Genomic DNA, 20,807 nt, shown 5'->3' on the forward strand with positions numbered 1-20,807 from the left:
GGTACGCGGCCATGAAAAAAGGCTTGCCGTAGGCAAGCCTTTGGTTCCTCTGGCGCCATCCGGCAGCGCTGGCGCTGTGGTCTGCGCCAGCGCTGCGAGATTCAGAGCAGTGACTGGGCATTGTTCAGCACAAAGTCGCAGGCTTTTTCCTTCACGTTGCTCTTGACCTTGTCCAGGCTGAAGCTCTTGCCGTCCGAACCGGTGACCATGCCCATCAGGCCGTTCTGGTAGCCCTGGTCCTTGGGCTCTTCCTTCTGGCCCAGGCCCAGCTTGCCCAGCAGCTGGTCTTTCACCTGGCTGGCCTTGTCGGCGTTCAGGTAGTTGTTCTTCATGCAGTAGGTGATCACGCCGGCGGCATTGCTGGCCGTGCCCGATCCGGTCAGGCCGCCCAGCCCCAGGGCCGACAGTCCGGCCGCACTGCCAGTGCTGCCGCTGTTGCCGCCCAGCAGCCCGCCCAGACCGGAGCTGCTGCCTTCGCTGGCTGCGCTGCCCGAGCCACTGCCCAGCTTGGAGGCACCGTCGCGCAGTGCATCGCCCCAGCCTGCGGCCTGGGCGGGCAGGGTGGCGGCGGCGAGGGTGGCGGTCAGCAAGGCGGTGGCAAATGCGGTTCTCATGGTGTGTCCTTTGCAGCAGCGCCCGGCAAGGTGGTGGGAGCGGAGGCTCGGCGCGGGCGAGGACTGCAAGGTAGCACGCTGCCAGGGCGACGTCATGCCGCAAATGTGGAAGATTGCAACGCCGTTGTCACAGTTTGTGTGTCCCCGCGCGCGCGGGTGTCCGGGCACGCCAGGGCCGGGCGCAGCGGTGCTTGGCCCCGGACGGCCGCCGCTCAGTCGAGCAGGGCTGCCACTTCCTGGGGGGTGAGGTAGCGCTGGAACTCCACATGCGGATCCTGCGCGGCGTGACAGGCGCTGGTGAAACCGGACCAGCGGCGGCTGCAGCCGCCTTCGCCGTCCAGCGCGATCAGCACGCGCAGGCCCTGGCGGGAGGCAAAGCTGCGCAACGGGGCTTCGCCCCAGGCCCAGGCCATGGGATTGACCAATTGGCCCCCGGCATAGGCCGTGGCCTGCAGCCACTGGAAGGCCGCGGTGTCCGAGTCGGCGTCGTCGTCCACATCGCCGTCTACATCGCTGTCCATATCGGCAGTCGGGGCGCCATCGGATGCGTCGGATGCAGCGTCTGCGGCGTCCCAGATCTCCGGGCGCACGCGCAGTGCCTGGCCGTGGTGGCGGATCAGCCGCTGCAGCATCGAAAACGCATGAAAGCCGTTGTTGGCGGCATGCACGCGGGCGATGAAGCCCGTGCCCGATGCTGGCAGCACCACGGCCAGCGCGTCCTCGTAGCTGATGTCGGCGGCCAGCACCAGGTAGTACAGCTGCTCGAACGGCAGGCTGTCGCTGCGGTGCAGGGTGGCCAGCAGTGCTTGCAGTGCGCTGTGGGCCAGAAAATCGGCATGGTTGCGCCGATCGCGCAGCACCATGGTCATCAGCGGCAGCACCAGCAGGTCGGCCGCTTGGTGCAGCAGCTCTACTTCCCAGCGCTGGTCGCGGGGGACGGCGGCCATCTGTGCCTGGGCATCTTCCCAGGCCTGCAGCGCCGCGGGGTCGGGGGGCTCTGTGTCGTCCTCTTCCACCGCTTCGGCGCAGTAGGGCTGCAACTGCTGCAGCCAGCGGTACAGCAGGTCCAGGGCCACCGGGAACAGCACGCGCGGGTCGGCATCGTCCTCCACCAGAGTGCCGCACATCAGGGCCAGCATGGCCGCGCGCTGGGGCGGCAGCTCGGGCAGCAGGGTGGCGCAGCCTTGCAGGATGGATGCGGTGTGCAAGGGATCGCGGGCCCGCTGGTAGAGCGTGGCCAGCGCGGGGCGGGCGAAGAAGGTGGCGATGGTTTCCTGTGCATCGGCGCAGGACAGGGGCTGGCGCAGCAGGGCCAGCAGATCGGCGGGGAAGTCGGCGGTGTCCAGAGGCATGGCGGTGGATGGTAGCCGAGTGCGTGGCGTGCACCGCGCAACCGTGCGGCTGGTAGCGCCTCCTGCCGGCGCCGCCGGCAGCGATCACGCGGGCCGCAATTGGCCGTGCAGGTCGATGCGCAGCCTGCGCGGCCCCTGGGGGGGCTGCGGGGCGTGCAGCGCCTGCTGCATCAGGCCCGCCAGGGTGCGGGCCACGGCCGGGTGCTGCTCCAGGTGGGCGGCCACGCGGTGGTCGGCCCCTTCCAGCACGATGTGCTGCAGGCGGGCGCCGGCGGCATCGGCCAGGGCGCTGAACACCTCGGCGGGGATGGGACTCCACACGGTGTGGTGGCTGCCATCGGGCCGCTGCAGCGTGGTTTCTCCGGCGGCGCGGCCGGCCGGGGCGCCGTGGGCCGTGGCCTGCAGGCCGTCCCATTCGCCCTGGACCAGCAGCAGCCGGCCGGCAAACCGGCGCACAAAGTCCAGCGAGCGCGACTGCAGAAAGCCGAAGGGGGTGGAGATCGCCTCCCGGAACGGGGCGCCAAAGTGGGGGGCGCTCCAGGCGGCTTCCGGGTACAGCGCCGGGCCGCACAGGGCCAGCACCTGGATCTGGTCGGCATGGTGTTCGGCCACGCGCATGGCCAGTGCGCCGCCCATGCTGGAGCCGTAGACCATGCGCAGTTGCGGTCCCAAGCGCGCGGCAAAGCGCAGCGCTTCCTGCAGGTTGTGGGCCAGCGATGTCTGCTCTACCGGCATCGGCGAATCCGGCCCGTGGCCGGACAGGCTGGGGGCCATGCTGCCCACGCCCAGCTGCTGCAGCGGTGCCAGCAGGCCGTTCAGGCGCTGGAGATTGGAGCGCGCACCGTGCAGGGCCAGCAGCGGGCAGTCGGCTGCCGCCCCGGCGGGGCGCAGCTGACCCGGCAGGCGGTAGCCCGCAAATGCTTCGGAACAGGCTGCGGTGGCGGCGTCGGCAGCCAGTACGTCCGGGGCCTCATCGACTCCCTGTGCGCCGCGCGCGTTCACGGTGTGCTGCGCGGCGCGGTGGCGGGTGTAGCACTTGCCGGTGTGGCGGCAGCCCCGGTTGCCCCCGGGGCCTGGTTGGCTGGCAGTTGCTGGATGGTGGAGCGCACCGCGCGGTCGCCCTGGGGCGGATGGGGGAAGCCGGTCAGCGCGGCGTCGAACAGCACGCTGTAGATCACGCGGTCGTCGGTCCAGACCTCGTCATAGGCGGCCGAGGTCTCGTAGACGATTTTCTGGGTCTGCTGGTCGCGCATCACCAGCTTGACGGAGCGGTAGTACACCATGGGGGGCGCGTCCATCATCCAGCTCATGCCCATGCCGCCGCCCCAGCGGCCGCCATAGCCCAGGCCCCAGCCAAACATCGGGCCGGGCGGGCCGTAGTACGGCCAGTTGTTGGCCCGGCCGTAGCTGGCTGCGGCCATCACCTGGACCACCAGCTTGGCCTTGCCCGGGGTTTCGTCGCGGGTCAGGCCCACGCGCTGCAGCGACTGTTCCGCCTGGCGCTCGATCAGCGCAAAGCTTTGCTGCTGGGCCATGGAAGGCAGCAGCTCCATGCGGTAGGTGGGGGGCACGGGCAACTGGGCCAGCGTGGAGTAGCTGCTGACGCTGCTGGTGATCTCGCGCGGGCCGGAGGCGCAGCCGGCCAGTGCCAGCGCGGCGGCTGCTGCGACGGCCAGTGCCAGGCGGCGGGATGTCAAAAGGTGGTGCGACATAGAAAGCTCCCGGTCGGTGCGGCGGCCGTGCAGGCCGCCTTCATGCAGATTGTGACCCGTTTGTGGCCTGGCAAGTTCCGGGCCGCTGCGCAGGTGCAGGCCGACGGGCACAAAAAAACCCCGCAGAGCGGGGCTGGATGCCGGGGCAGGCGAGGGCCATGCCCAGAGGGCACAGGGCGGTCAGCCCAGCTGCACCACCTGCAGGCCGCCGGGCAGGGCGGAGGCGGTCGGCAGCTCTTCGTGGTCGAAAGCCATGTCGCCGTTCGGGTCGGCAATGCCAGTGGCCTTGGCGTCCTTGAAGTTGTGCAGCTGGGGATCCATCATGTGCGTGGTCACGATGTTGCCCATGGCGCGGAACATGCTCTCGATGCGGCCGGGGAATTTCTTGTCCCACTCGCGCAGCATTTCGCCGATGGCCACGCGCTGCAGGCCGTCCTGGCTGCCGCAGAGATTGCAGGGGATGATGGGGAAGTTCTGGTACTGCGCCCAGCGGGTGGTGTCCTTCTCGGGCACATAGGCCATGGGGCGGATCACCACATGCTTGCCGTCGTCGCTGACCAGCTTTGGGGGCATGCCCTTCATGCGGCCGCCGTAGAACATGTTCAGCATCAGTGTCTGCACGATGTCGTCGCGGTGGTGGCCCAGCGCCACCTTGGTGCAGCCCAGCTCGTCGGCCACCTTGTACAGGATGGCGCGGCGCAGGCGCGAGCACAGGCCGCAGGTGGTCTTGCCCTCGGGCACCACGCGCTTGACCACGCTGTAGGTGTCCTGGGTTTCGATGTGGTAGTCCACGCCGATGGACTTGAAGTACTCGGGCAGGATGTGATCGGGGAAGCCGGGCTGCTTCTGGTCCAGGTTCACGGCCACCAGGTCGAACTTCACCGGCGCGCGCTTTTGCAGCTTGCGCAGGATGTCCAGCAGCGTGTAGCTGTCCTTGCCGCCGGACATGCAGACCATGATCTTGTCGCCTTCTTCAATCATGTTGAAGTCGGTGATGGCCTTGCCCACTTCGCGGCACAGGCGCTTTTCCAGCTTGATCTGTTCGCGTTCGATCTTGATCTTGCCGGGCTTGGCGTCGGCGGCGGTGGTTTCGTCTGCCGCGGGTTCTTCGGCAATCCAGGGGTTGTCAGTCACAGCATTCATGGGGTTCACCATTGTCCGGTTTCGATGCGAATGGCCACTTCGCAGTCGTCAAAAATTTCCAGTTTTGCAATCTTCACGCGCACGCCGTACACGCCGGGCAGCAGCATCAGGCGCTGGGCCAGCTTGCCGATAAGGCTCTCGAGCAGGTTCACATGCTCGGCGGTGCACTCGTCGATGATGATCTGGCGCACCTTGCGGTAGTCCAGCACATGGGTGATGTCATCGTCCTGCGGGCGCAGCGGCTGGGGGCCCAGGTTCAGCTCCGCGTCCACCTGAATCGGCTGGGGCGCGGTTTTCTCGTGGGCCAGAATGCCCAGATTGGCGTTGAAACGCAGGCCGGTGAGGGTCAGCGTCTGGCTGCCTGTCGCAGCGTGGGTCATGGTTGTGCTTCGGTTAAAAGCGCTGCAGCGTCCGGGCGCAGACGGAAGGTCTCCACGCCCACGGCCTCGCAGTCGGGGTATACATCGGGTTTGCTGGTGGCCACGCGGGCGGCCACCACACCGGGGTGGGCCAGCAGCGCGTCCAGGATGGCATCGCCCAGGGTTTCCTGCAGCCCGATGTGTCCCTGGCCCACGGCCCGGTGCACCACCTGGCGCACAAAGTCGTAGTCCACCACTTCCTCGATGGCATCGCGCTGCGGCGTGCTGGTGTGCAGCGGCACGTACAGATCGATGTCAAAGCGCATGCGCTGGGGCGCTTCGCGTTCGAAACCGTGGATGCCGATGGACGCCTGCACCTGCAGGCCGCGCAGAAACAGCCGGCGGCATTGTGCCAGCAAGGCGGAAACAGCGTGCGGGCTGGGAAATGGCGAGGTCATGGGGAAATAGTGAAAAAGTGGGCGTGGGTGCCTCTGGCGGTGCTCAGGCGCCGTTGTGGACCATGAACATCACGTCGCGCTCCAGCGGCACCAGATGCTGACCATTGTCCACGCTGAGGGATACGCCCGTGATGGCCGGGTTTTCGGCCAGGAATACCGCCGTGCGCGCCACATCGGCTGCCGCCAGCGGGCGGCGCAGCAGGTTGACGCGGGCAGCGCGCTGGTAATTGGCTTCGCTCTGCGGGCCGCTGGGGTACATCAGTCCCGGTGACAGGCCCACCACCCGCACGGCGGGCGCCAGTGCCTGGGCCTGCAGCACCACGGCCCGCTCCAGCGCCAGCTTGCTCAGGGTGTAGGAGAAGTAGTCGGGGTTGAGGTTGTGCACCTTCTGGTCCAGCACATGGATGGCGACCGGGCTGTGGGGGCCGGCCAGCGGTGTCCGGCCCAGGCGCACCGCCCATTCGCCGGCCAGGGACAGCGGTGCCAGCGTGTTGGTGTGCAGCTGGCGGTCGACCCGGCCCCAGTCCAGGTGGAAGTCCTGGGCGCTGTCGGGTTCGAAGGTGGAGGCACTGTTGACCAGGGCCGTGGGCAGGGTGCCGGTGGCAGCGGTGAAGGCATCCAGCAGGGCGGGCAGGGCGGCGCGGTCGGCCAGGTCCGCCTGCAGGGCCACGGCCTGCACGCCCAGGGCGCGCAGCTCGGTGCAGGTGGCCTCGGCCGCCTCGCTGCTGCGCAGGTAGTGGCAGGCCACGTTCCAGCCGGCGCGGGCAAAGGCCAGACAGAATTCGCGGCCCAGGCGCAGGCCGCCGCCGGTGATCAGAACCCAGGGTGTCATGTGCGGGGGGCTTTCGTGTGCAGCGCGTGCCAGACGCCGGCCATGAAGAAGGACAGATCCTGGATGAAATACAGGCGCTGTGCCGGCTCCAGCAGGAAATCCTTGGGCAGGCTGCGGTAGAGGATCAGCGCCTGGCAGTCGCTGCCGTCGGCGCACTGCAGCTTGCCGGGGCTGGGGTTGAGCAGGTAGCCCTCGGCTTCGGCGCCCTGCAGGGTGTGGGACAGCGGGCCCAGGACAGGGTCGCCCAGCTGCACGCGCTCATGCAACTGCTGGCCCAGGGTGCGAGGAAAATCCTTGCCCAGCAGCTGGTGGGTCAGGCCCAGCAGCTTGGCGTCGCTGTTCTGGCCGAAAACCAGGGCCAGCACGACCACCAGCACCGGCAGTGACAGGGTGATGAGCTGCATGGCGCGCGAGGCCATATCGTCTTTTTGTGCCCAAAGCCCGTAGGCCAGCATGGTCAGGCCGCCGACAACGACGACAATCATCAACCCGAAGATGACGACGCGCGCCCACAACGGCAGCACCAGCAGGCGCAGCCAGCGCAGCAATTCACTTGAAAGACCCAGTTGGTTGGTAGAGGCAGCGTCGCTCACAAGGCATACATTGAAGGTGGAAGACCCAGGTCTTCCGTCGGGAAGAGACCTGCATGATGGAAAGCTCCGAAAGTTTACCGGGCGCCCTGGCGTCGCACATCCAAAACGCCATGGCCCAGCAGGGCGGCTGGCTGCCGTTCGACCGGTTCATGGCGCTGGCGCTGTACCAGCCGGGCCTGGGCTATTACGCCAACGACCGCGCCAAGTTCGGCCAGATGCCCCAGTCGGGCAGCGATTTCGTGACCGCGCCCGAACTGTCCCCCATTTTCGGCCAGTTGCTGGCCGTACAGCTGGCCGAGGCGCTGGTCAGGACCGGTACCGACGAACTGTGGGAATTCGGTGCCGGCACCGGCGCGCTGGCGTTGCAGCTGCTGCTGGCCTTGCGGGCGCAGGGCGTGCCCGTGCGCCGCTACACCATTGTCGATCTGTCCGGCACGCTGCGGGCGCGCCAGCAGGAGACGCTGGCCGAATTTGCCGGTCTGGTGCATTGGGCGGATGCCTTGCCCGCACAGTTCAGCGGCGTGGTGCTGGGCAACGAGGTGCTGGACGCCATGCCGGTGCAGCTGCTGCAGCGCACCCAGGGGCGCTGGCATGAGCGCGGCGTGGTGGCGGATGGCGCCGGCTTTGCCTGGCAGGACCGGCTGACCGAGCTGCGCCCACCCCTGGAGATCGAGGGCGCGCACGACTACCTGACCGAGATCCACCTCCAGGGCGATGCCTTTGTCCGCACGCTGGGCGAGCGGCTGCAGCGTGGTGCGGCCTTTTTCATCGACTACGGCTTCGGCGAGAGCGAGTACTACCACCCGCAGCGCCACATGGGCACGCTGGTCTGCCACCACCTGCACCAGGTGGACAGCGATCCGCTGGACAAGGTGGGCCTGAAGGACATCACCGCCCACGTCAACTTCACCGGCACCGCCGTGGCGGCGCAGGACGCCGGTTTTGACGTGCTGGGCTACACCACCCAGGCGCATTTCCTCATCAACTGCGGCCTGCAGCAGAAACTGGAGCAGCTCACGCTGGCGCAGCGCGCTCCGGCGCTCAAATTGATGCTGGAGCACGAAATGGGCGAGTTGTTCAAGGTGATCGGACTGGTCAAGGGTGTGCAGGCCTGGGAGGCCTGCGGTTTTGCCCAGGGTGACCGCACCCACCGCCTGTGACGGCGAGAGAGAGCCCCCTCCCATGATCCGCTGGATGCTGCTGATGTTCATGGTGCTGGTGCTGGTCAACAGCGCCACCGGCTGGGTGCGCAAGATCGGCCTGGGCCGGCTGCCGGGGGATGTCACCCTGCGTCTGCTGGGACGTGAGATTTTTCTGCCCTGCGCCAGTTCGGTGCTGCTGACGGTGGGGCTGTTCAGCCTGGTCAAGCTGGTGGCCTGGCTGATGTGAGGAGGTCCAAGGCAGCTTGGGCCCCACCCGGCTTGCAAAACCGGCATCCGGCGTCACCTACAGACATTGCTTTCGACCACGGAACGAGGAACCGCATGACCACGCCCGAGACCCTGCACATCGTCTGCCCCCATTGCCACAAGACCAACCGGGTGGCGGCGGAGCAACTGACCAGCGCGCCCGATTGCGGCAGCTGCCACCAGCCGCTGTTCACCGGCGCTCCGGTTGAACTGGACGCCGACAGCTTTGCCCGGCAGGTGGGGCGCAACCAGATTCCGGTGGTGGTGGACTTCTGGGCACCCTGGTGCGGTCCCTGCCGCATGATGGCCCCGGGCTATGCCCAGGCTGCCCAGCAGATGGAGCCGGCCGTGCGCTTTGCCAAGCTGGACACGGAGGCCTTCCCCCATGTGGCCGCACCGTTCAACGTGCGCAGCATTCCCACCATGATCGTCTTCAAGGGCGGCCAGGAAGTCGCCCGCGTCTCCGGCGCCATGCCGCCGGGCGAGATCATGCGCTGGGTGCAGTCGGTGGTGTAGGCCCCTGGCGGGGGGCCGTCCAGGGATTGCAGCCCGGCGGGCGCCAGACCACGCAGCCGCTCAGGCCGGTACGGTGTGCGAGGCCGCCAGTCGCTGCAAGGCCGACACCAGCGCGGCGATGTCTGCTTCGCTGGTGTGCCAGGCCACCGAGGCGCGCACCACGGCGGTCAGGCCCCGGGCCTGCATGTCCAGCGGGGTGTAGCCCATGCCGCTGGCGGCCACCTGGATGTCCTGGGCCAGCAGGGCCTGCTGTACCTGGGCCGGGGTGTAGCCCTCCAGCGTGAAAGGCACGATGCCGCAGCCCGCAGGCGCATCCGGCAGGCTGTGCAAGCGCAATCCCGGTACCTGCGCCAGGGCAGCACGCAACTGGGTGGCGCGTTGGGCAATGGCGGCAAAGCGCTGCGGCCAGCCCTGGGCCTGTGCGGTATCCAGTGCGGCCAGCAGGCCGAGCCGCAGGGCCATGGAGGCTTCCGACTGCTCCAGCACCCGCGCATCCTGGCGCAGCACCGGGCCGGTGGGCGTGATGGGGCAGGACACATGGTCCACCGTCATGGGCTGCAGCCGGGCAGCAAAACCGGGTTTCAGGTACACCAGCCCCGTGCCGCGTGGGCCGCACAGCCATTTGCGGCCGGGGGCCGTCAGCGCATCGCACTGCAGCGCCTGGACATCCACGGGGATATGGCCCAGTGCCTGGGCCGCGTCCACGATGTGGGGAATGCCGTGGCGGGCGCAGAGCTGGCCCAGGGCAACGGCGTCATACACCGTGCAGCCGTTGGCGGGAACCCAGGTGAGGGCGACCAGCTTGACGCGCGCATCCACCGAGGCCTGCAGCGCCGCCATGTCCAGTGCACCGCCGGGCGTGCAAGGCATTTCCTCGACCACGCAGCCGGTGCGCGCCTGCAACTGGCGCAGCATGGCGTAGTTGCCGCCCCATTCCCCGGGGGTGACCAGCACGCGGTCACCGGCCTCCAGCGGCAGCGCACCCACGACGGCGCACCAGCCGTGGGTGTTGCCAGTGGTCAGTGCGATGTCGGTGGGCTGGCAGTGCAGCAGTTCGGCCAGCCGGGCATAGAGCTGCTGGAGCTGGGGCTGCACCTGCTGGGAGGCAATGTAGGCGCCCAGCGCCTGCTCGCGCTGCATGTAGTGGGAGACGGCGTGGAGCACGCTGTCCGGCATCAGACCGCCGGCGGCTTGGTTCAGGTAGTGCATGGAGTCGGTGGTGGGCTGGCCTGCCCAGGTGGCAGGTTGTGCCTCCATGCTACCGCGTGGCGGTGCGCTGACCGCTTTTTCTGGGCAGGGTGCGCATTGCCGCCCTGGATGGCCGGACAGCCCCAGGGGACGTGCCCGTGCGTAATTCAGTTCCAGGAGCTGCGGGAGCCCCGCTGCTGCCAGCCTGCCGGCGCCGGTACGCCGTGCTGGAACACTCCATCCCAGGCAATCAGCGCTTGCTGGCGCAGCGGCTGGCCCAGTTCGTCGGCCAGCAGCAGTTCGGCGCAGGCGTAGACGCGGGAGATCAGGCCTTCGCGCGTGCGGGCGCGCACCAACAGGCCGGGCAAGCAGCTGCTGGTGGCGCTGTAACAGCCGGTATCGGAATTCCGCTGAACCTGCACACGCAACAACAGGACTGCACCTTGGCGGCCGCACCAGCGCCACAGCGGAAAGCCTACGGGATACATCGTTTTCTCCTGCCCGCAGCGATGGTCTGCGGACGTGATTGCGGGGGCAGCACGCCTCCAGAATGGGGGCGCGGCTGCCAAGACTGCGCGTATGGTGCGGCGCACACATGAATATTGGATGAATCGCGGAACAGATGCGGAGGGGCGTTCAGCAGCGCAGCACCGTGTAGCGCAGGCGGGCCAGGGACAGGGTGTGCTCGGCTTCGGCCTTGACGTCGGGTTTGGCGCGTCGGACGGCGCGCTCCAGCACCGGCAGGCGGGTATCGAGGGCGCTGCATTCCAGCTTGGCCGCAAAGGACAGCTGGCTGCGCCGTGCCGCGATGGCCAGCTGTTCAGGGGTGAGGTTGAGGTTGGGCGACAGCGCCACGGGCCGCAAGGGCTGGGCGGCAGGGGCGGATTCCGGGCGGTACAGCAGCTGCAGGCGTGCGTCTTCCACCGCCAGGCTGCCCGCAAGGCTGCCGCCGAGGCCCAGGGCCAGCGCAATGCCAAGGATCACAGCGTGCAGAGAGGGCATGGTGGTGTGGAGGTGGAACAAGACCCTCCATGGTGCGCGCGGTACCGTGGCATGGCGCAGGCGTCAGCCGGGTTCGGACGTCCGCAGCGTGGCCAGTTCCGCGTCGGTGAACACGCGCGACCGGGTGAGAAAGGCCTTGCCCTCGGGCCCTTCCAGCGAGAAGGTGCCGCCGCCGTGGGTCTCGATCACGTCGATGATGAGCTGGGTGTGTTTCCAGTAGGCGAACTGCGAGACGCTCATGTAGAACGGCAGGCCGCCGATCGTGCCCAACTGCACGTCGCCGGGGCCGATGGTCAGCTCCCCTTCGATATAGCAGTTGGCCGCGCTGTTGTCGCAGCAGCCGCCAGACTGGTGAAAGAACAGGTGCGGCCCGTGCTTGGCCCGGAGCAGTTCGATCAGCTCCAGCGTCGCCGGGGTGGCAATGACACGCTCGACCATGGTTGTCTCCTGTGAATGCACCGCCACCAGCGGGTGCTGCTGGCGGTGCAGGCGCTGCAGCCGGGGCTCAGGTGGCGATGTCCAGCACCACCCGGCCTTCGATCTGGCCCTGGTGCATGCGGGCAAAGATGTCGTTGATGTTTTCCAGCTTGTCGGTGGAGACCGTGGCTTTCACCTTGCCCTGGGCGGCAAAGTCCAGCGACTCCTGCAGGTCCAGCCGGGTGCCGACAATGGAGCCGCGCACCGTGATGCCCTTGAGCACCATGCTGAAGATGGGCAGCGGGAAGTCGCCCGGAGGCAGGCCATTGAGCGCAATGGTGCCGCCGCGGCGCACCATGCCCAGCGCCTGCTCGAAGGCCTTGGGTGACACGGCCGTGACCAGCACGCCGTGCGCCCCCTCGATTTCCTTTTGCAGATAGGCCGCCGGATCGGTGTTCTTGGCGTTGACCGTCACCGTGGCGCCCAGCTTGCGGGCCAGTGCCAGCTTGGTGTCGTCGATGTCCACGGCCGCCACATTGAAGCCCATGGCCTTGGCGTATTGCACGGCCATGTGACCCAGCCCGCCCACGCCGGAGATCACCACCCAGTCGCCGGGTTTGGCTTCCGTCATCTTCAGGCCCTTGTAGACCGTGACGCCGGCGCACAGCACGGGCGCGATCTCGATGAAGCTCACATTCGACGGCAGGTGGCCCACATAGTTGGGGTCGGCCAGCGCATAGTCGGCAAAGCCGCCGTTGACCGAGTAGCCGGTGTTGGTCTGCGATTCGCACAGCGTTTCCCAGCCGCCGATGCAATGCCGGCAGAAGCCGCAGGCACTGTGCAGCCAGGGCACGCCCACGCGGTCGCCTTCCTTGACGTGCTTGACGTTCTTTCCCACCGCTGCCACATGGCCCACGCCTTCGTGGCCGGGAATGAAGGGCGGGTGGGGTTTGACTGGCCAGTCGCCTTCGGCGGCGTGCAGGTCGGTGTGGCAGACCCCCGAGGCGGCGATCTTCACCAGGATCTGGTCGTCGGCCGGGCGGGGGACCGGCATTTCTTCGATGGTCAGCGGTTTGCCAAAAGCGCGCACCACGGCAGCTTGCATGGTCAGGGGAAGCGTCATCCGAACATCTCCTTGAAGCAAGGGGCGCAGCCGCCATGAGGCCGGATACGCCCAGGGCAAGAGCCTGCACATTCCAGGTCTGTGTCTGCTGGTATGGCAGGGCATAGGGCCCCCGGGCCAGGCTGCCCGGTGCGGCATCCATCGTGGAAACCGATAAAAGGTAGGTTGCCATGGTGCAGCTTGCGCACCATCGGCATGGGTGTCAAGTGCGGGGAGGCTGGGGAGGTGCCTGCTGCAGGCCTTGTCTGACCTGCAGCAGGAAACAGCAGGAAACAGCAGGAAACAGCAGGAAACAGCAGGAAACAGCAGGAAACAGGGCTTCAGAAGAAGCCGAGTTTCTGCTCGGAGTAGGAAACCAGCAGGTTCTTGGTCTGCTGATAGTGGGACAGCATCATCTTGTGGTTCTCCCGTCCCACACCCGATTCCTTGTAGCCGCCGAACGCAGCGTGTGCCGGGTAGTGGTGGTAGCAGTTGGTCCACACGCGGCCGGCCTTGATGGCGCGGCCCATGCGGTACGCCACATTGCCGTTGCGGCTCCACACGCCCGCCCCCAGGCCGTAGAGGGTGTCATTGGCCAGGGCCAGGGCTTCTTCCTCGGTCTTGAAGGTGGTCACGGCCAGCACGGGGCCGAAGATTTCTTCCTGGAAGATCCGCATCTTGTTGTGGCCCTTGAAGATCGTGGGCTGCACGTAGTAGCCGCCTTCCAGCTCCGGGCCCAGCTGGGCCTGGGCGCCGCCGATCAGCACCTCGGCGCCTTCTTGCTTGCCCAGGTCCAGATAAGACAGGATCTTGGTCAGTTGCTCCTTGCTGGCCTGTGCGCCCATCATGGAGCTGGGGTTCAGCGGGTCGCCATGCTGGATGGCGGCCACGCGTTTGAGCACTCGTTCCATGAATTTTTCATAGATGGATTCCTGGATCAGCGCACGGCTGGGGCAGGTGCAGACCTCGCCCTGGTTGAAGGCAAACAGCACCAGGCCTTCGATGGCCTTGTCCAGAAAGCTGTCGTCCTGGTCCATCACGTCGGCAAAGAAGATGTTGGGCGACTTGCCGCCCAGCTCCAGGGTGGCCGGAATCAGGCTGTTGGCCGCTGCCTGGGCAATCACCCGGCCGGTGCTGGTGGAGCCGGTGAAGGCGATCTTGGCAATGCGCTTGCTGGTGGCCAGCGGCATGCCGGCTTCGCGGCCAAAGCCGTTGACGATGTTCAGCACCCCCGGCGGCAGCAGGTCGCCGATCAGGCCGGCCAGCACCAGGATGGAGATGGGCGTGGATTCCGCGGGTTTCAGCACCACGCAGTTGCCGGCGGCCAGCGCAGGCGCCAGTTTCCAGGCGGCCATCAGGATGGGGAAGTTCCAGGGAATGATCTGCCCGACCACGCCCAGCGGCTCGTGGAAGTGGTAGGCCACGGTGTCGTTGTCGATCTGGCTGATGCCGCCTTCCTGGGTGCGGATGGCGCCGGCAAAGTAGCGGAAATGGTCGGCCGACAGCGGGATGTCGGCATTCAGCGTCTCGCGGATGGCCTTGCCGTTGTCGATGGTTTCCACATAGGCCAGCAACTCGCGGTTGGCATCGATGCGGTCGGCAATCTGCAGCAGGATGTTGCTGCGCTCGGTGGCCGAGGTCTTGCCCCAGGCATCGGCAGCCGCATGGGCGGCATCCAGCGCCTTGTCGATGTCGGCGGCCGTGCTGCGGGCCACCTTGGTGTAGACCCTGCCGTTGATGGGCGTGACCACGTCGAAATACTCGCCATTGCTGGGAGGCACCCACTGGCCGCCGATGTAGTTGTCGTAGCGGTCTTGGTATTTGTGCAGCGCACCGGACTGACCGGGAAGGGCGTAGGCCATGGCAAATCTCCAGCAACAAAAGGACACAGGGGGTGGATGGGTGTGGGCGTGTTCCCACGAGGCTGTGGGACCCAACCCCTTCATATTCCTCCGTCGTCCTGCCCCCGGGAGAGGCGGTTTTCCCTTGCGGGTGTTCCCGCAGCGCAGCACAGGCCCCGGTGTGCCGGGTTCAGTGCGCCGGGTGCAGGGCGTGCAGCGCGGCGGCCACGGCCTGTTCCCGGGCCTGGGCCACGGCGTCGCCAATGGCCTTGCCTTTCAGCCCCCGCTGGGCGGCGGCCTGGGCCACGGGGGCTGTCTCCACGGCCAGGGCAGCATCCAGCGCGGCCTGCAGGCGCGGGCGCTGGGGGTAGGCCGCGTTCTCAAAGCCGGTGCGCCCGCGGGCATCGCATTCGCAGGCCAGCAGGGCTTCGGCAAAGCGCGCCGGCTTGCGGATGGCATCGCAGCGTTCCAGCAGGCGCAGCACGGCGGCGGCATTCAGCTCGCTGCTGCGATGGATGTTGCCGTGCTCGCGCGCCACCACATCGGCCAGTTCCCGGCAGTCATTGGGCACGCGCCAGCGCTCGCACACGGCCTGCAGCAGCCGGGCGCTGCGCTGCTCGTGGCCGATGTGGCGCGGCAGCACATCGGCCGGCGTGGTGCCCTTGCCGAAATCGTGGCACAGGCAGGCAAAGCGCACCGTCAGCGGGGCGTCCAGCCGGGCTGCCATGTCCAGCACCAGCATGGCGTGCACGCCGGTGTCGACCTCCGGGTGGTATTCGGCGCGCTGGGGCACGCCCCACAGGCGGTCCAGCTCGGGCAGCAGGCGCTGCAGCGCGCCGCAGTCGCGCAGCAGGCCGAACATGCGCGAGGGCTGTGCTTCCATCAGTCCGCGGCTGATCTCCTGCCAGACGCGCTCGGGCACCAGGTGGTCGACCTCGCCGGCGTCCACCATCTCGCGCATCAGCTGCAGGGTTTCGGGGGCCAGTGTGAAATCGGTGAAACGCGCCGCAAAGCGTGCCACGCGCAGGATGCGCACGGGGTCTTCGCGGAAGGCATCGGTCACATGGCGCAGCACCCGGGCCGCCAGATCGGCCTGGCCGCCATAGGGGTCGCACAGGGCGTCTGCGCTGTCCCAATCCGCGGGTGCGGCGATGGCATTGATCGTCAGATCGCGCCGCGCCAGGTCTTCCTCCAGCGTCACATCCGGGGCGGTGTGGACCACAAAGCCGCGGTAGCCGTGGCCGTTCTTGCGCTCGGTGCGGGCCAGCGCATACTCCTCGTGCGTATCGGGGTGCAGGAATACGGGGAAGTCCCGCCCCACCGGGGTGTAGCCCCGGGCCGCCATGTCCTCGGGCGTGGCGCCCACCACCACCCAGTCGGTGTCGTGAAAAGGCCGCCCCAACAGGCGGTCGCGCACTGCGCCGCCAACCATATAGATCTTCATGGCCGAAGTGTAGGCGGGGGCGCCATGCCCTGCAGCCGGTACCCGGGCGCCGCTGCTGGACCCCGGGATGGCGTGCCGGGTATCAGGGCTGGGGCAGGCTGCGCTCGGCCAGCATCCCGCTGGCGGTGCGGTAGGGCTCCTCGAACTCGCGGAAGTCTTTTTCCTCCAGTGCGGCACGGGTCCATTCGCGCACGGACGGCAGGGCCAGCACGCGCTGCACATAGGGCTGGATGTGCTGGGGCAGCGGCAAGGCGTAGCGGTCCAGCCGCAGGCAGACCGGGGCGAAGAAGGCGTCGGCTGCACAGAAGTTGCCAAACAGCAGCGGTCCGCCGTGGGTGGACAGCTGCTGGCCCCACATGTCGATCAGGCGGTAGACATCGTCGCGCACGCCAGCCTGCTCGGCCCAGATCCGGGCGCCCACTTCGGGCAGATGGGCTTCCACATTCATGGGGCAGTGGCTGCGCAGCGCGGTGAAGCCGCTGTGCATTTCGGCGCACAGGCTGCGGGCGCGGGCCCGGTCGGCCACCGGGGTGGGCCAGACGCCCGCCTGCGGAAAGCGTTCGGCCAGGTACTCGGTGATGGCCAGGGTATCCCAGATGGCCAGCCCGTCGTCCACCAGCAGCGGCACCTTGCCGGTGGGGGTCAGCCCCAGCATCGTCTGCTTGAAGTGCGAATCCGGGGCAAAGCTGTCGAAGCGCACCTTCATCTCTTCAAATGGAATGCCCAACTGGCGCAGCACCAGCCAGGGCCGCAACGACCAAGATGAGTAGTTCTTGTTGCCTATGTACAGCTGAAGCATGGGCCGACCTTTCTGTGCCGAGAATGCGTGCAGGGGGCGGGGGAGCGCATGATGTCCTACTGTAGCCGCAGCGCTACATTTGCGGTGTGTAATCGGGCGCTATGCATACCTCGGCCCTTGTCATGTTCTCGGGCGGTCAGGACTCCACCACCTGCCTGGCCCACGCCCTTTCCAAGTACGACCGCGTCGAAACCCTGGGGTTCGACTACGGCCAGCGCCACCGGGTGGAGTTGCAGGCGCGCCACACCGTGCGCGACCGGCTGCGCGCCCAGTTTCCGCAGTGGGCCCCCCGGCTGGGCGAAGACCATGTGCTGACGCTGGATGTGCTGCAGCAGATCGGCGGCTCGTCGCTCACCGAGGATGTGGCCTTTGCCATGCAGGCCGACGGCCTGCCCAACACCTTTGTACCCGGGCGCAATCTGCTGTTTCTGACCCTGGCCGGTGCACTGGCCTACCGGCGCGGGCTGCAGGTCATCGTCACCGGCGTGTGCGAGACCGATTTCTCCGGCTACCCCGATTGCCGCGACGACACCATGAAGGCCATGCAGCTGGCGCTGAACCTGGGCCTGGAGCGGCGGCTGCGCATCGAGACGCCGCTGATGTGGATCGACAAGGCCCAGACCTGGCAGATGGCACAGGACCTGGGAGGAGACGCGCTGGTGGAGCTGGTCGTGCGCGACACCCACACCTGCTACCAGGGCACGCGCGATGCGTTGCACGACTGGGGCTACGGCTGTGGCAGCTGCCCGGCCTGCGAGCTGCGCGCCAAGGGCTGGCAGCGCTGGCGGGCGGCGGCAACAGACTGAGCGACTGCCGCGCGGCAAGCCCGCAGCCCATGGCCCGCTCGCCAGTTGTCTTCAGCTCAGAGTGGGTACTTCCTTGCGGTCTGCCTGCAGGCCTGCTTGGGCATGCGGCTCAACGCGCCGTGTGGGTGCCTGGCCGGGGACGCAGACCACGTTCCTGCAGCTCGCCCTGCAAGGCGGTGAGCTGGGCGGCCAGCCAGGCCTGGCTTTCGGGAAGGTCCCGCAGGCAGTCCCAGAGGGCATGGTGCTGGTCCGGTGTCAGCGCCTGCGGGCCCTGGCTGCGGCCAATGGCCATCAGCCGCTGTGCTTCGGCGTAGGAGATGCGTGACTCGGAGACGGGGGGCGCAGGGGCATCCTCTACAAGACGGCCTTCCTCCAGGGGAGGGGTGGCAGCGCCGGAGGGGAAGGGTTCCGCAGCGCAGACGGGAGCAGGCGGAGCCGCAGGCTCCGCATCCAGGTCGGCAAACAGGTCGCGCGTGGGGTCCATGCCCGGCCCGCTGGCGGCGCGGGCGTCGTTGGCAGCGGGACGGGTGGGCCGGGCCATTGTGGGCCTCAGCGGGTGGGCAGATCCGGCAGGGGCCAGACCACACCGTTGTCGTTCAGCAAGGCGTCCAGCGGCTGGTCGTGGGCCTCGGGCTCGAAGTCGTCCACATAGGCTTCGCGAAAGCCCAGTCCCACGGTGAAGGGCTTGGGCCGCAGCGTGGCCAGGGTGCGGTCGTAAAAGCCACCGCCATAGCCCAGGCGGTAGCCGCCGGTGCCGTAGCCCACACAGGGGACGAACAGCAGCGTGGGCTGGATCACCTCGGTGTCCTTGGGCTTGGGAATGCCGTAGGCGTCTTCCTCCATGGGGCAGCCCGGATACCAGACGTGGAAGGTCAGCGTCTTGTGTTCCTTGTTGATCACCGGTAGGCCGATGCGGCGGCGCAGGGGTTTGTCCAGCAATTCCCCATCCTCTTTCCAGCGGTGCAGAATGGGCAGCGGATCGAATTCGCCCTTGATGGGCCAGTAGGCGCCGATCACGGTGTCCGGGCGATCCACCAACCAGATGCGCATCACCTGCTGCAGCAGGTCGCTGCGGTGTAGGCGATCTTCCATATTCCGGCGCTGTTCCACCAATCGGCGGCGTAGGGCTGTTTTGTCCATCACATAATTCCCCCATGCATTGGCTGAAGATTCTGACACCGCTTTGCGCGGCCTCCCTGCTTTCCGTCGTTCCCTCTTTGGGTTTTACCCAGACGACCGGGGATGATGTGCTACTGCAAATGCAGCAAGCCTTCCGCAAGGGCGACAAAGCCGCGCTGGCGCGGCTGTTGCCAGCCGCCCAAGGCCATGCGCTGGAGCCCTGGGCCGCGTACTGGGAGCTGCGCGTGCGTCTGGATTCCGCCACACCGCAGGAGGTCCAGGCCTTTTTGCAGCGCTGGCGCGGTACCTACCAGGAAGACCGCTTGCGCAACGACTGGCTGCTGCAGCTGGGCAAGAACCGCGACTGGACCACCTTCGCGCAGCAGCACGCGGATTTCCGCATGCAGGACGACCGCGAGGTGCGCTGCTACGCGCTGACAGCGGATCTGCTGCAGGGCAAGGCACCGCAGAACATCGCGCAAGAGGCAGTGCGGCTGTGGCACACGCAGGGCGCGAACGACGACGGCTGCGCCAACCTGGCCGCCACGCTGTACGCCAACAAGCAGCTCAAGGAAGAGGTCATCTGGCAGCGTGCGCGCCTGGGCGCAGAACTCAACCGCCAGGGCCAGGCCAGCCGTGCCGTGGGCATCGTCGCGCCGGAGATGCAATCCCAGGTGGGCGATGTGTTTGCCTCGCCCATCAAATACCTCAGCGGTACCAGCAAGAACGCGCGCGGCAATGTGCGGCGCGAACTGGCCCTGCTGGCCATCATCCGCATGGCCGCCAACGACCCGTCCCAGGCCGCCGACCAGATGAACGCGCGCTGGGCCAACCAGCTGCGCACCGAGGAACGCAACTGGGCCTGGGGCTTGATCGGCAAGATGGCCGCACGCAAGCTGGACCCCACGGCCGTGACCTACTTTGACAAGGTCACGCGCAGCAGCGATCTGGACGACGACGCCCTTGCCTGGAAGACCCGTGCCGCGCTGCGCGCCGGCAACTGGAGCTTGGCACGCAAGGCCATCGACGGCATGAGCAGCACTGCCCAGGCCGACCCGAGCTGGGTCTACTGGAAGGCCAAGGCAATCGCCTCCGGCCGCGTGGTGACCGAGCACGAAAAGAACGAATCGCGCGCCCTGTTCGAGCGCATTGCCGGCGTGGACGGCTTTTACGAACAGCTGGCACTGGAAGAGCTGGGCCAGCGCGTGACCGTGCCGCCGGCCCCGCAGCCGCTGACGCCGGCGGAAAAAGAGGCGGCCGAGAAAAACCCCAGCCTGAGCCGCGCGCTGTACGCCATCCGCATGGGGCTGCGCAGCGAAGGCGTGCGCGAATGGAACTACGCCACCAACCTGCACGACAGCGGTGGCATGGGCGACCGTGCGCTGTACGCCGCCGCCGACCGCGCCTGCCGCGCCCAGGTGTGGGACCGCTGCATCAACACCAGCGAACGCACCCGCGGCTTCATGGACTGGAAGCAGCGCTACCCCATGCCTTTCCAGGAGACGGTGCTGGCGCGCTCGGGCAACATCGGGCTGGATCCTGCCTATGTCTATGGCCTGATCCGCCAGGAGAGCCGTTTCATCATGGATGCGCGCTCCGGTGTGGGCGCCTCCGGCCTGATGCAGGTGATGCCTGCCACCGCCAAATGGACGGCGCGCAAGATCGGCATGAACGACTTCACGCCCGGCATGATCAATGACCGGGACGTCAACATCCAGATCGGCACCGCCTACCTGAAGCTGGCGCTGGACGATTTCCAGGGCTCCATGGCCATGGCCGCTGCCGGCTACAACGCCGGCCCCGGCCGCCCGCGCAACTGGCGCAACGGTCCGGTGCTGGATGGTGCAATCTGGGCCGAGAACGTACCGTTCACCGAAACGCGTGACTATGTGAAGAAGGTACTGGCCAACACCACCAACTACGCCGCACTGATCACCGGCCAGCCCCAGAGCCTGCGCGCACGCCTGGGCACCGTCGGTCCCAAGCCGGTGGAGGCACCGGCCGACAACGCCGAGCTGCCGTGACTCCTCGTGTCCACCGGCACGCTGCTGGCGCTGGCCGCAACGCTGGTGCTGGGCTGGCGCGCCAGAAAGCCCTGAGC

24 protein-coding genes are annotated in these 20,807 nt (G+C 67.6%); 5 read left to right on the plus strand and 19 right to left on the minus strand.

The genetic code is table 11. The annotated features are described in order from the left end of the window. Window positions 1–101: 101 nt before the first annotated feature. The 9 genes from KW830_RS20100 to KW830_RS20140 all read right to left on the minus strand — a co-directional run bounded on the left by KW830_RS20100 (window position 102) and on the right by KW830_RS20140 (window position 7,063). Window positions 102–614: a DUF2501 domain-containing protein gene (locus tag KW830_RS20100; protein WP_066541050.1), complete on the minus strand. Its 513-nt coding sequence runs from the start codon at window positions 612–614 to the stop codon at window positions 102–104. A 212-nt stretch (window positions 615–826) separates the two neighbouring features. Then, on the minus strand, window positions 827–1,966 hold the full coding sequence (locus tag KW830_RS20105) for a hypothetical protein (protein WP_218334190.1): 1,140 nt from the start codon (window positions 1,964–1,966) through the stop codon (window positions 827–829). Window positions 1,967–2,050: 84 nt separating this feature from the next. Continuing rightward, window positions 2,051–2,968, minus strand: coding sequence for an alpha/beta fold hydrolase (locus KW830_RS20110; RefSeq protein ID WP_218334191.1), 918 nt, complete (start codon window positions 2,966–2,968; stop codon window positions 2,051–2,053). Beyond that, window positions 2,965–3,678 carry a hypothetical protein gene (locus KW830_RS20115; RefSeq protein ID WP_255578890.1) on the minus strand — a complete coding sequence of 238 codons (714 nt, stop codon included), beginning with the start codon at window positions 3,676–3,678 and terminating at the stop codon, window positions 2,965–2,967. The genes KW830_RS20110 and KW830_RS20115 overlap by 4 nt, the downstream gene beginning before the upstream one ends. Window positions 3,679–3,858: 180 nt before the next feature. Next, window positions 3,859–4,821 carry a tRNA 2-thiocytidine(32) synthetase TtcA gene (ttcA, locus tag KW830_RS20120; protein ID WP_370626162.1) on the minus strand — a complete coding sequence of 321 codons (963 nt, stop codon included), beginning with the start codon at window positions 4,819–4,821 and terminating at the stop codon, window positions 3,859–3,861. Between the two features lie 5 nt (window positions 4,822–4,826). Further along, window positions 4,827–5,201 (minus strand): dihydroneopterin aldolase, encoded by a 375-nt coding sequence (locus tag KW830_RS20125; protein ID WP_066541042.1) that lies wholly within the window; start codon window positions 5,199–5,201, stop codon window positions 4,827–4,829. After that, window positions 5,198–5,638, minus strand: coding sequence for a dihydroneopterin aldolase (locus KW830_RS20130; protein ID WP_066541040.1), 441 nt, complete (start codon window positions 5,636–5,638; stop codon window positions 5,198–5,200). Before KW830_RS20130 ends, KW830_RS20125 begins: the two co-directional genes overlap by 4 nt. A gap of 43 nt (window positions 5,639–5,681) precedes the next feature. Further along, on the minus strand, window positions 5,682–6,470 hold the full coding sequence (locus KW830_RS20135) for an SDR family oxidoreductase (RefSeq protein WP_218334193.1): 789 nt from the start codon (window positions 6,468–6,470) through the stop codon (window positions 5,682–5,684). Then, window positions 6,467–7,063 (minus strand): hypothetical protein, encoded by a 597-nt coding sequence (locus KW830_RS20140; RefSeq protein WP_127446163.1) that lies wholly within the window; start codon window positions 7,061–7,063, stop codon window positions 6,467–6,469. Before KW830_RS20140 ends, KW830_RS20135 begins: the two co-directional genes overlap by 4 nt. A gap of 110 nt (window positions 7,064–7,173) precedes the next feature. Between KW830_RS20140 and KW830_RS20145 the strand changes: the two genes are divergently transcribed. The 3 genes from KW830_RS20145 to trxC all read left to right on the plus strand — a co-directional run bounded on the left by KW830_RS20145 (window position 7,174) and on the right by trxC (window position 8,988). Next, window positions 7,174–8,223 (plus strand): class I SAM-dependent methyltransferase, encoded by a 1,050-nt coding sequence (locus KW830_RS20145; protein ID WP_255578920.1) that lies wholly within the window; start codon window positions 7,174–7,176, stop codon window positions 8,221–8,223. Between the two features lie 22 nt (window positions 8,224–8,245). Further along, window positions 8,246–8,452 (plus strand): DUF2905 domain-containing protein, encoded by a 207-nt coding sequence (locus tag KW830_RS20150; protein ID WP_066541035.1) that lies wholly within the window; start codon window positions 8,246–8,248, stop codon window positions 8,450–8,452. Window positions 8,453–8,547: 95 nt separating this feature from the next. Beyond that, window positions 8,548–8,988, plus strand: coding sequence for a thioredoxin TrxC (trxC, locus tag KW830_RS20155; RefSeq protein ID WP_066541032.1), 441 nt, complete (start codon window positions 8,548–8,550; stop codon window positions 8,986–8,988). A 60-nt stretch (window positions 8,989–9,048) separates the two neighbouring features. On the opposite strand, the gene KW830_RS20160 is transcribed toward trxC, so the two are convergent. The 8 genes from KW830_RS20160 to KW830_RS20195 form a co-directional block, all read right to left on the minus strand. Continuing rightward, window positions 9,049–10,245, minus strand: a complete 1,197-nt coding sequence (locus tag KW830_RS20160; RefSeq protein WP_218334194.1) for an aminotransferase class V-fold PLP-dependent enzyme — start codon at window positions 10,243–10,245, stop codon at window positions 9,049–9,051. A 98-nt stretch (window positions 10,246–10,343) separates the two neighbouring features. Continuing rightward, window positions 10,344–10,544, minus strand: coding sequence for a hypothetical protein (locus KW830_RS20165; RefSeq protein ID WP_172591764.1), 201 nt, complete (start codon window positions 10,542–10,544; stop codon window positions 10,344–10,346). 268 nt (window positions 10,545–10,812) lie between these two features. Further along, complete coding sequence (locus tag KW830_RS20170; protein WP_127446162.1) at window positions 10,813–11,178, minus strand: hypothetical protein; 366 nt, start codon at window positions 11,176–11,178, stop codon at window positions 10,813–10,815. Window positions 11,179–11,241: 63 nt separating this feature from the next. Further along, on the minus strand, window positions 11,242–11,616 hold the full coding sequence (locus KW830_RS20175; protein WP_066541024.1) for a DUF779 domain-containing protein: 375 nt from the start codon (window positions 11,614–11,616) through the stop codon (window positions 11,242–11,244). A gap of 67 nt (window positions 11,617–11,683) precedes the next feature. Next, on the minus strand, window positions 11,684–12,718 hold the full coding sequence (gene adhP / locus KW830_RS20180) for an alcohol dehydrogenase AdhP (protein WP_218334195.1): 1,035 nt from the start codon (window positions 12,716–12,718) through the stop codon (window positions 11,684–11,686). A gap of 320 nt (window positions 12,719–13,038) precedes the next feature. Beyond that, on the minus strand, window positions 13,039–14,559 hold the full coding sequence (locus tag KW830_RS20185) for an aldehyde dehydrogenase family protein (RefSeq protein ID WP_066541020.1): 1,521 nt from the start codon (window positions 14,557–14,559) through the stop codon (window positions 13,039–13,041). Between the two features lie 169 nt (window positions 14,560–14,728). Then, the gene (locus KW830_RS20190) at window positions 14,729–15,982 is read right to left on the minus strand and encodes a multifunctional CCA addition/repair protein (RefSeq protein ID WP_218334196.1); all 1,254 of its coding nucleotides are present in this window, start codon (window positions 15,980–15,982) and stop codon (window positions 14,729–14,731) included. 82 nt (window positions 15,983–16,064) lie between these two features. Next, window positions 16,065–16,781, minus strand: a complete 717-nt coding sequence (locus KW830_RS20195) for a glutathione S-transferase family protein (protein WP_066541018.1) — start codon at window positions 16,779–16,781, stop codon at window positions 16,065–16,067. Window positions 16,782–16,882: 101 nt separating this feature from the next. Between KW830_RS20195 and queC the strand changes: the two genes are divergently transcribed. Further along, entirely contained in the window at window positions 16,883–17,587 is a 705-nt protein-coding gene (queC, locus tag KW830_RS20200; RefSeq protein ID WP_066541017.1) for a 7-cyano-7-deazaguanine synthase QueC, read from the plus strand. A 109-nt stretch (window positions 17,588–17,696) separates the two neighbouring features. Here queC and KW830_RS20205 read toward each other — a convergent pair whose 3' ends face one another. After that, window positions 17,697–18,128: a hypothetical protein gene (locus KW830_RS20205; protein ID WP_098065945.1), complete on the minus strand. Its 432-nt coding sequence runs from the start codon at window positions 18,126–18,128 to the stop codon at window positions 17,697–17,699. Window positions 18,129–18,136: 8 nt separating this feature from the next. Next, on the minus strand, window positions 18,137–18,727 hold the full coding sequence (locus tag KW830_RS20210) for a 5-formyltetrahydrofolate cyclo-ligase (protein ID WP_066541015.1): 591 nt from the start codon (window positions 18,725–18,727) through the stop codon (window positions 18,137–18,139). Between the two features lie 14 nt (window positions 18,728–18,741). On the opposite strand from KW830_RS20210, the gene KW830_RS20215 reads away from it, so the two are divergent. After that, window positions 18,742–20,730: a lytic transglycosylase domain-containing protein gene (locus KW830_RS20215; RefSeq protein WP_218334197.1), complete on the plus strand. Its 1,989-nt coding sequence runs from the start codon at window positions 18,742–18,744 to the stop codon at window positions 20,728–20,730. The last annotated feature ends 77 nt before the right edge of the window (window positions 20,731–20,807 follow it).

Origin of the sequence: Comamonas sp. CMM03 (genome assembly GCF_019218715.1) — a bacterium.
GTDB lineage: Bacteria > Pseudomonadota > Gammaproteobacteria > Burkholderiales > Burkholderiaceae_C > Comamonas > Comamonas terrigena.

Bases quoted from the DNA above. Each gene is read 5' to 3' on its own strand.
- ttcA (WP_370626162.1), bottom strand. From the start codon at position 4,821: ATGAATGCTGTGACTGACAACCCCTGGATTGCCGAAGAACCCGCGGCA.
- adhP (WP_218334195.1), bottom strand. From the start codon at position 12,718: ATGACGCTTCCCCTGACCATGCAAGCTGCCGTGGTGCGCGCTTTTGGC.
- KW830_RS20190 (WP_218334196.1), bottom strand. From the start codon at position 15,982: ATGAAGATCTATATGGTTGGCGGCGCAGTGCGCGACCGCCTGTTGGGG.
- KW830_RS20215 (WP_218334197.1), top strand. From the start codon at position 18,742: ATGCATTGGCTGAAGATTCTGACACCGCTTTGCGCGGCCTCCCTGCTT.
- KW830_RS20135 (WP_218334193.1), bottom strand. From the start codon at position 6,470: ATGACACCCTGGGTTCTGATCACCGGCGGCGGCCTGCGCCTGGGCCGC.
- KW830_RS20130 (WP_066541040.1), bottom strand. From the start codon at position 5,638: ATGACCTCGCCATTTCCCAGCCCGCACGCTGTTTCCGCCTTGCTGGCA.
- KW830_RS20185 (WP_066541020.1), bottom strand. From the start codon at position 14,559: ATGGCCTACGCCCTTCCCGGTCAGTCCGGTGCGCTGCACAAATACCAA.
- queC (WP_066541017.1), top strand. From the start codon at position 16,883: ATGCATACCTCGGCCCTTGTCATGTTCTCGGGCGGTCAGGACTCCACC.
- KW830_RS20100 (WP_066541050.1), bottom strand. From the start codon at position 614: ATGAGAACCGCATTTGCCACCGCCTTGCTGACCGCCACCCTCGCCGCC.
- KW830_RS20115 (WP_255578890.1), bottom strand. From the start codon at position 3,678: ATGTCGCACCACCTTTTGACATCCCGCCGCCTGGCACTGGCCGTCGCA.
- KW830_RS20175 (WP_066541024.1), bottom strand. From the start codon at position 11,616: ATGGTCGAGCGTGTCATTGCCACCCCGGCGACGCTGGAGCTGATCGAA.
- KW830_RS20105 (WP_218334190.1), bottom strand. From the start codon at position 1,966: ATGCCTCTGGACACCGCCGACTTCCCCGCCGATCTGCTGGCCCTGCTG.
- KW830_RS20150 (WP_066541035.1), top strand. From the start codon at position 8,246: ATGATCCGCTGGATGCTGCTGATGTTCATGGTGCTGGTGCTGGTCAAC.
- trxC (WP_066541032.1), top strand. From the start codon at position 8,548: ATGACCACGCCCGAGACCCTGCACATCGTCTGCCCCCATTGCCACAAG.
- KW830_RS20195 (WP_066541018.1), bottom strand. From the start codon at position 16,781: ATGCTTCAGCTGTACATAGGCAACAAGAACTACTCATCTTGGTCGTTG.
- KW830_RS20125 (WP_066541042.1), bottom strand. From the start codon at position 5,201: ATGACCCACGCTGCGACAGGCAGCCAGACGCTGACCCTCACCGGCCTG.
- KW830_RS20145 (WP_255578920.1), top strand. From the start codon at position 7,174: ATGGCCCAGCAGGGCGGCTGGCTGCCGTTCGACCGGTTCATGGCGCTG.
- KW830_RS20210 (WP_066541015.1), bottom strand. From the start codon at position 18,727: ATGGACAAAACAGCCCTACGCCGCCGATTGGTGGAACAGCGCCGGAAT.
- KW830_RS20160 (WP_218334194.1), bottom strand. From the start codon at position 10,245: ATGGAGGCACAACCTGCCACCTGGGCAGGCCAGCCCACCACCGACTCC.
- KW830_RS20205 (WP_098065945.1), bottom strand. From the start codon at position 18,128: ATGGCCCGGCCCACCCGTCCCGCTGCCAACGACGCCCGCGCCGCCAGC.
- KW830_RS20170 (WP_127446162.1), bottom strand. From the start codon at position 11,178: ATGCCCTCTCTGCACGCTGTGATCCTTGGCATTGCGCTGGCCCTGGGC.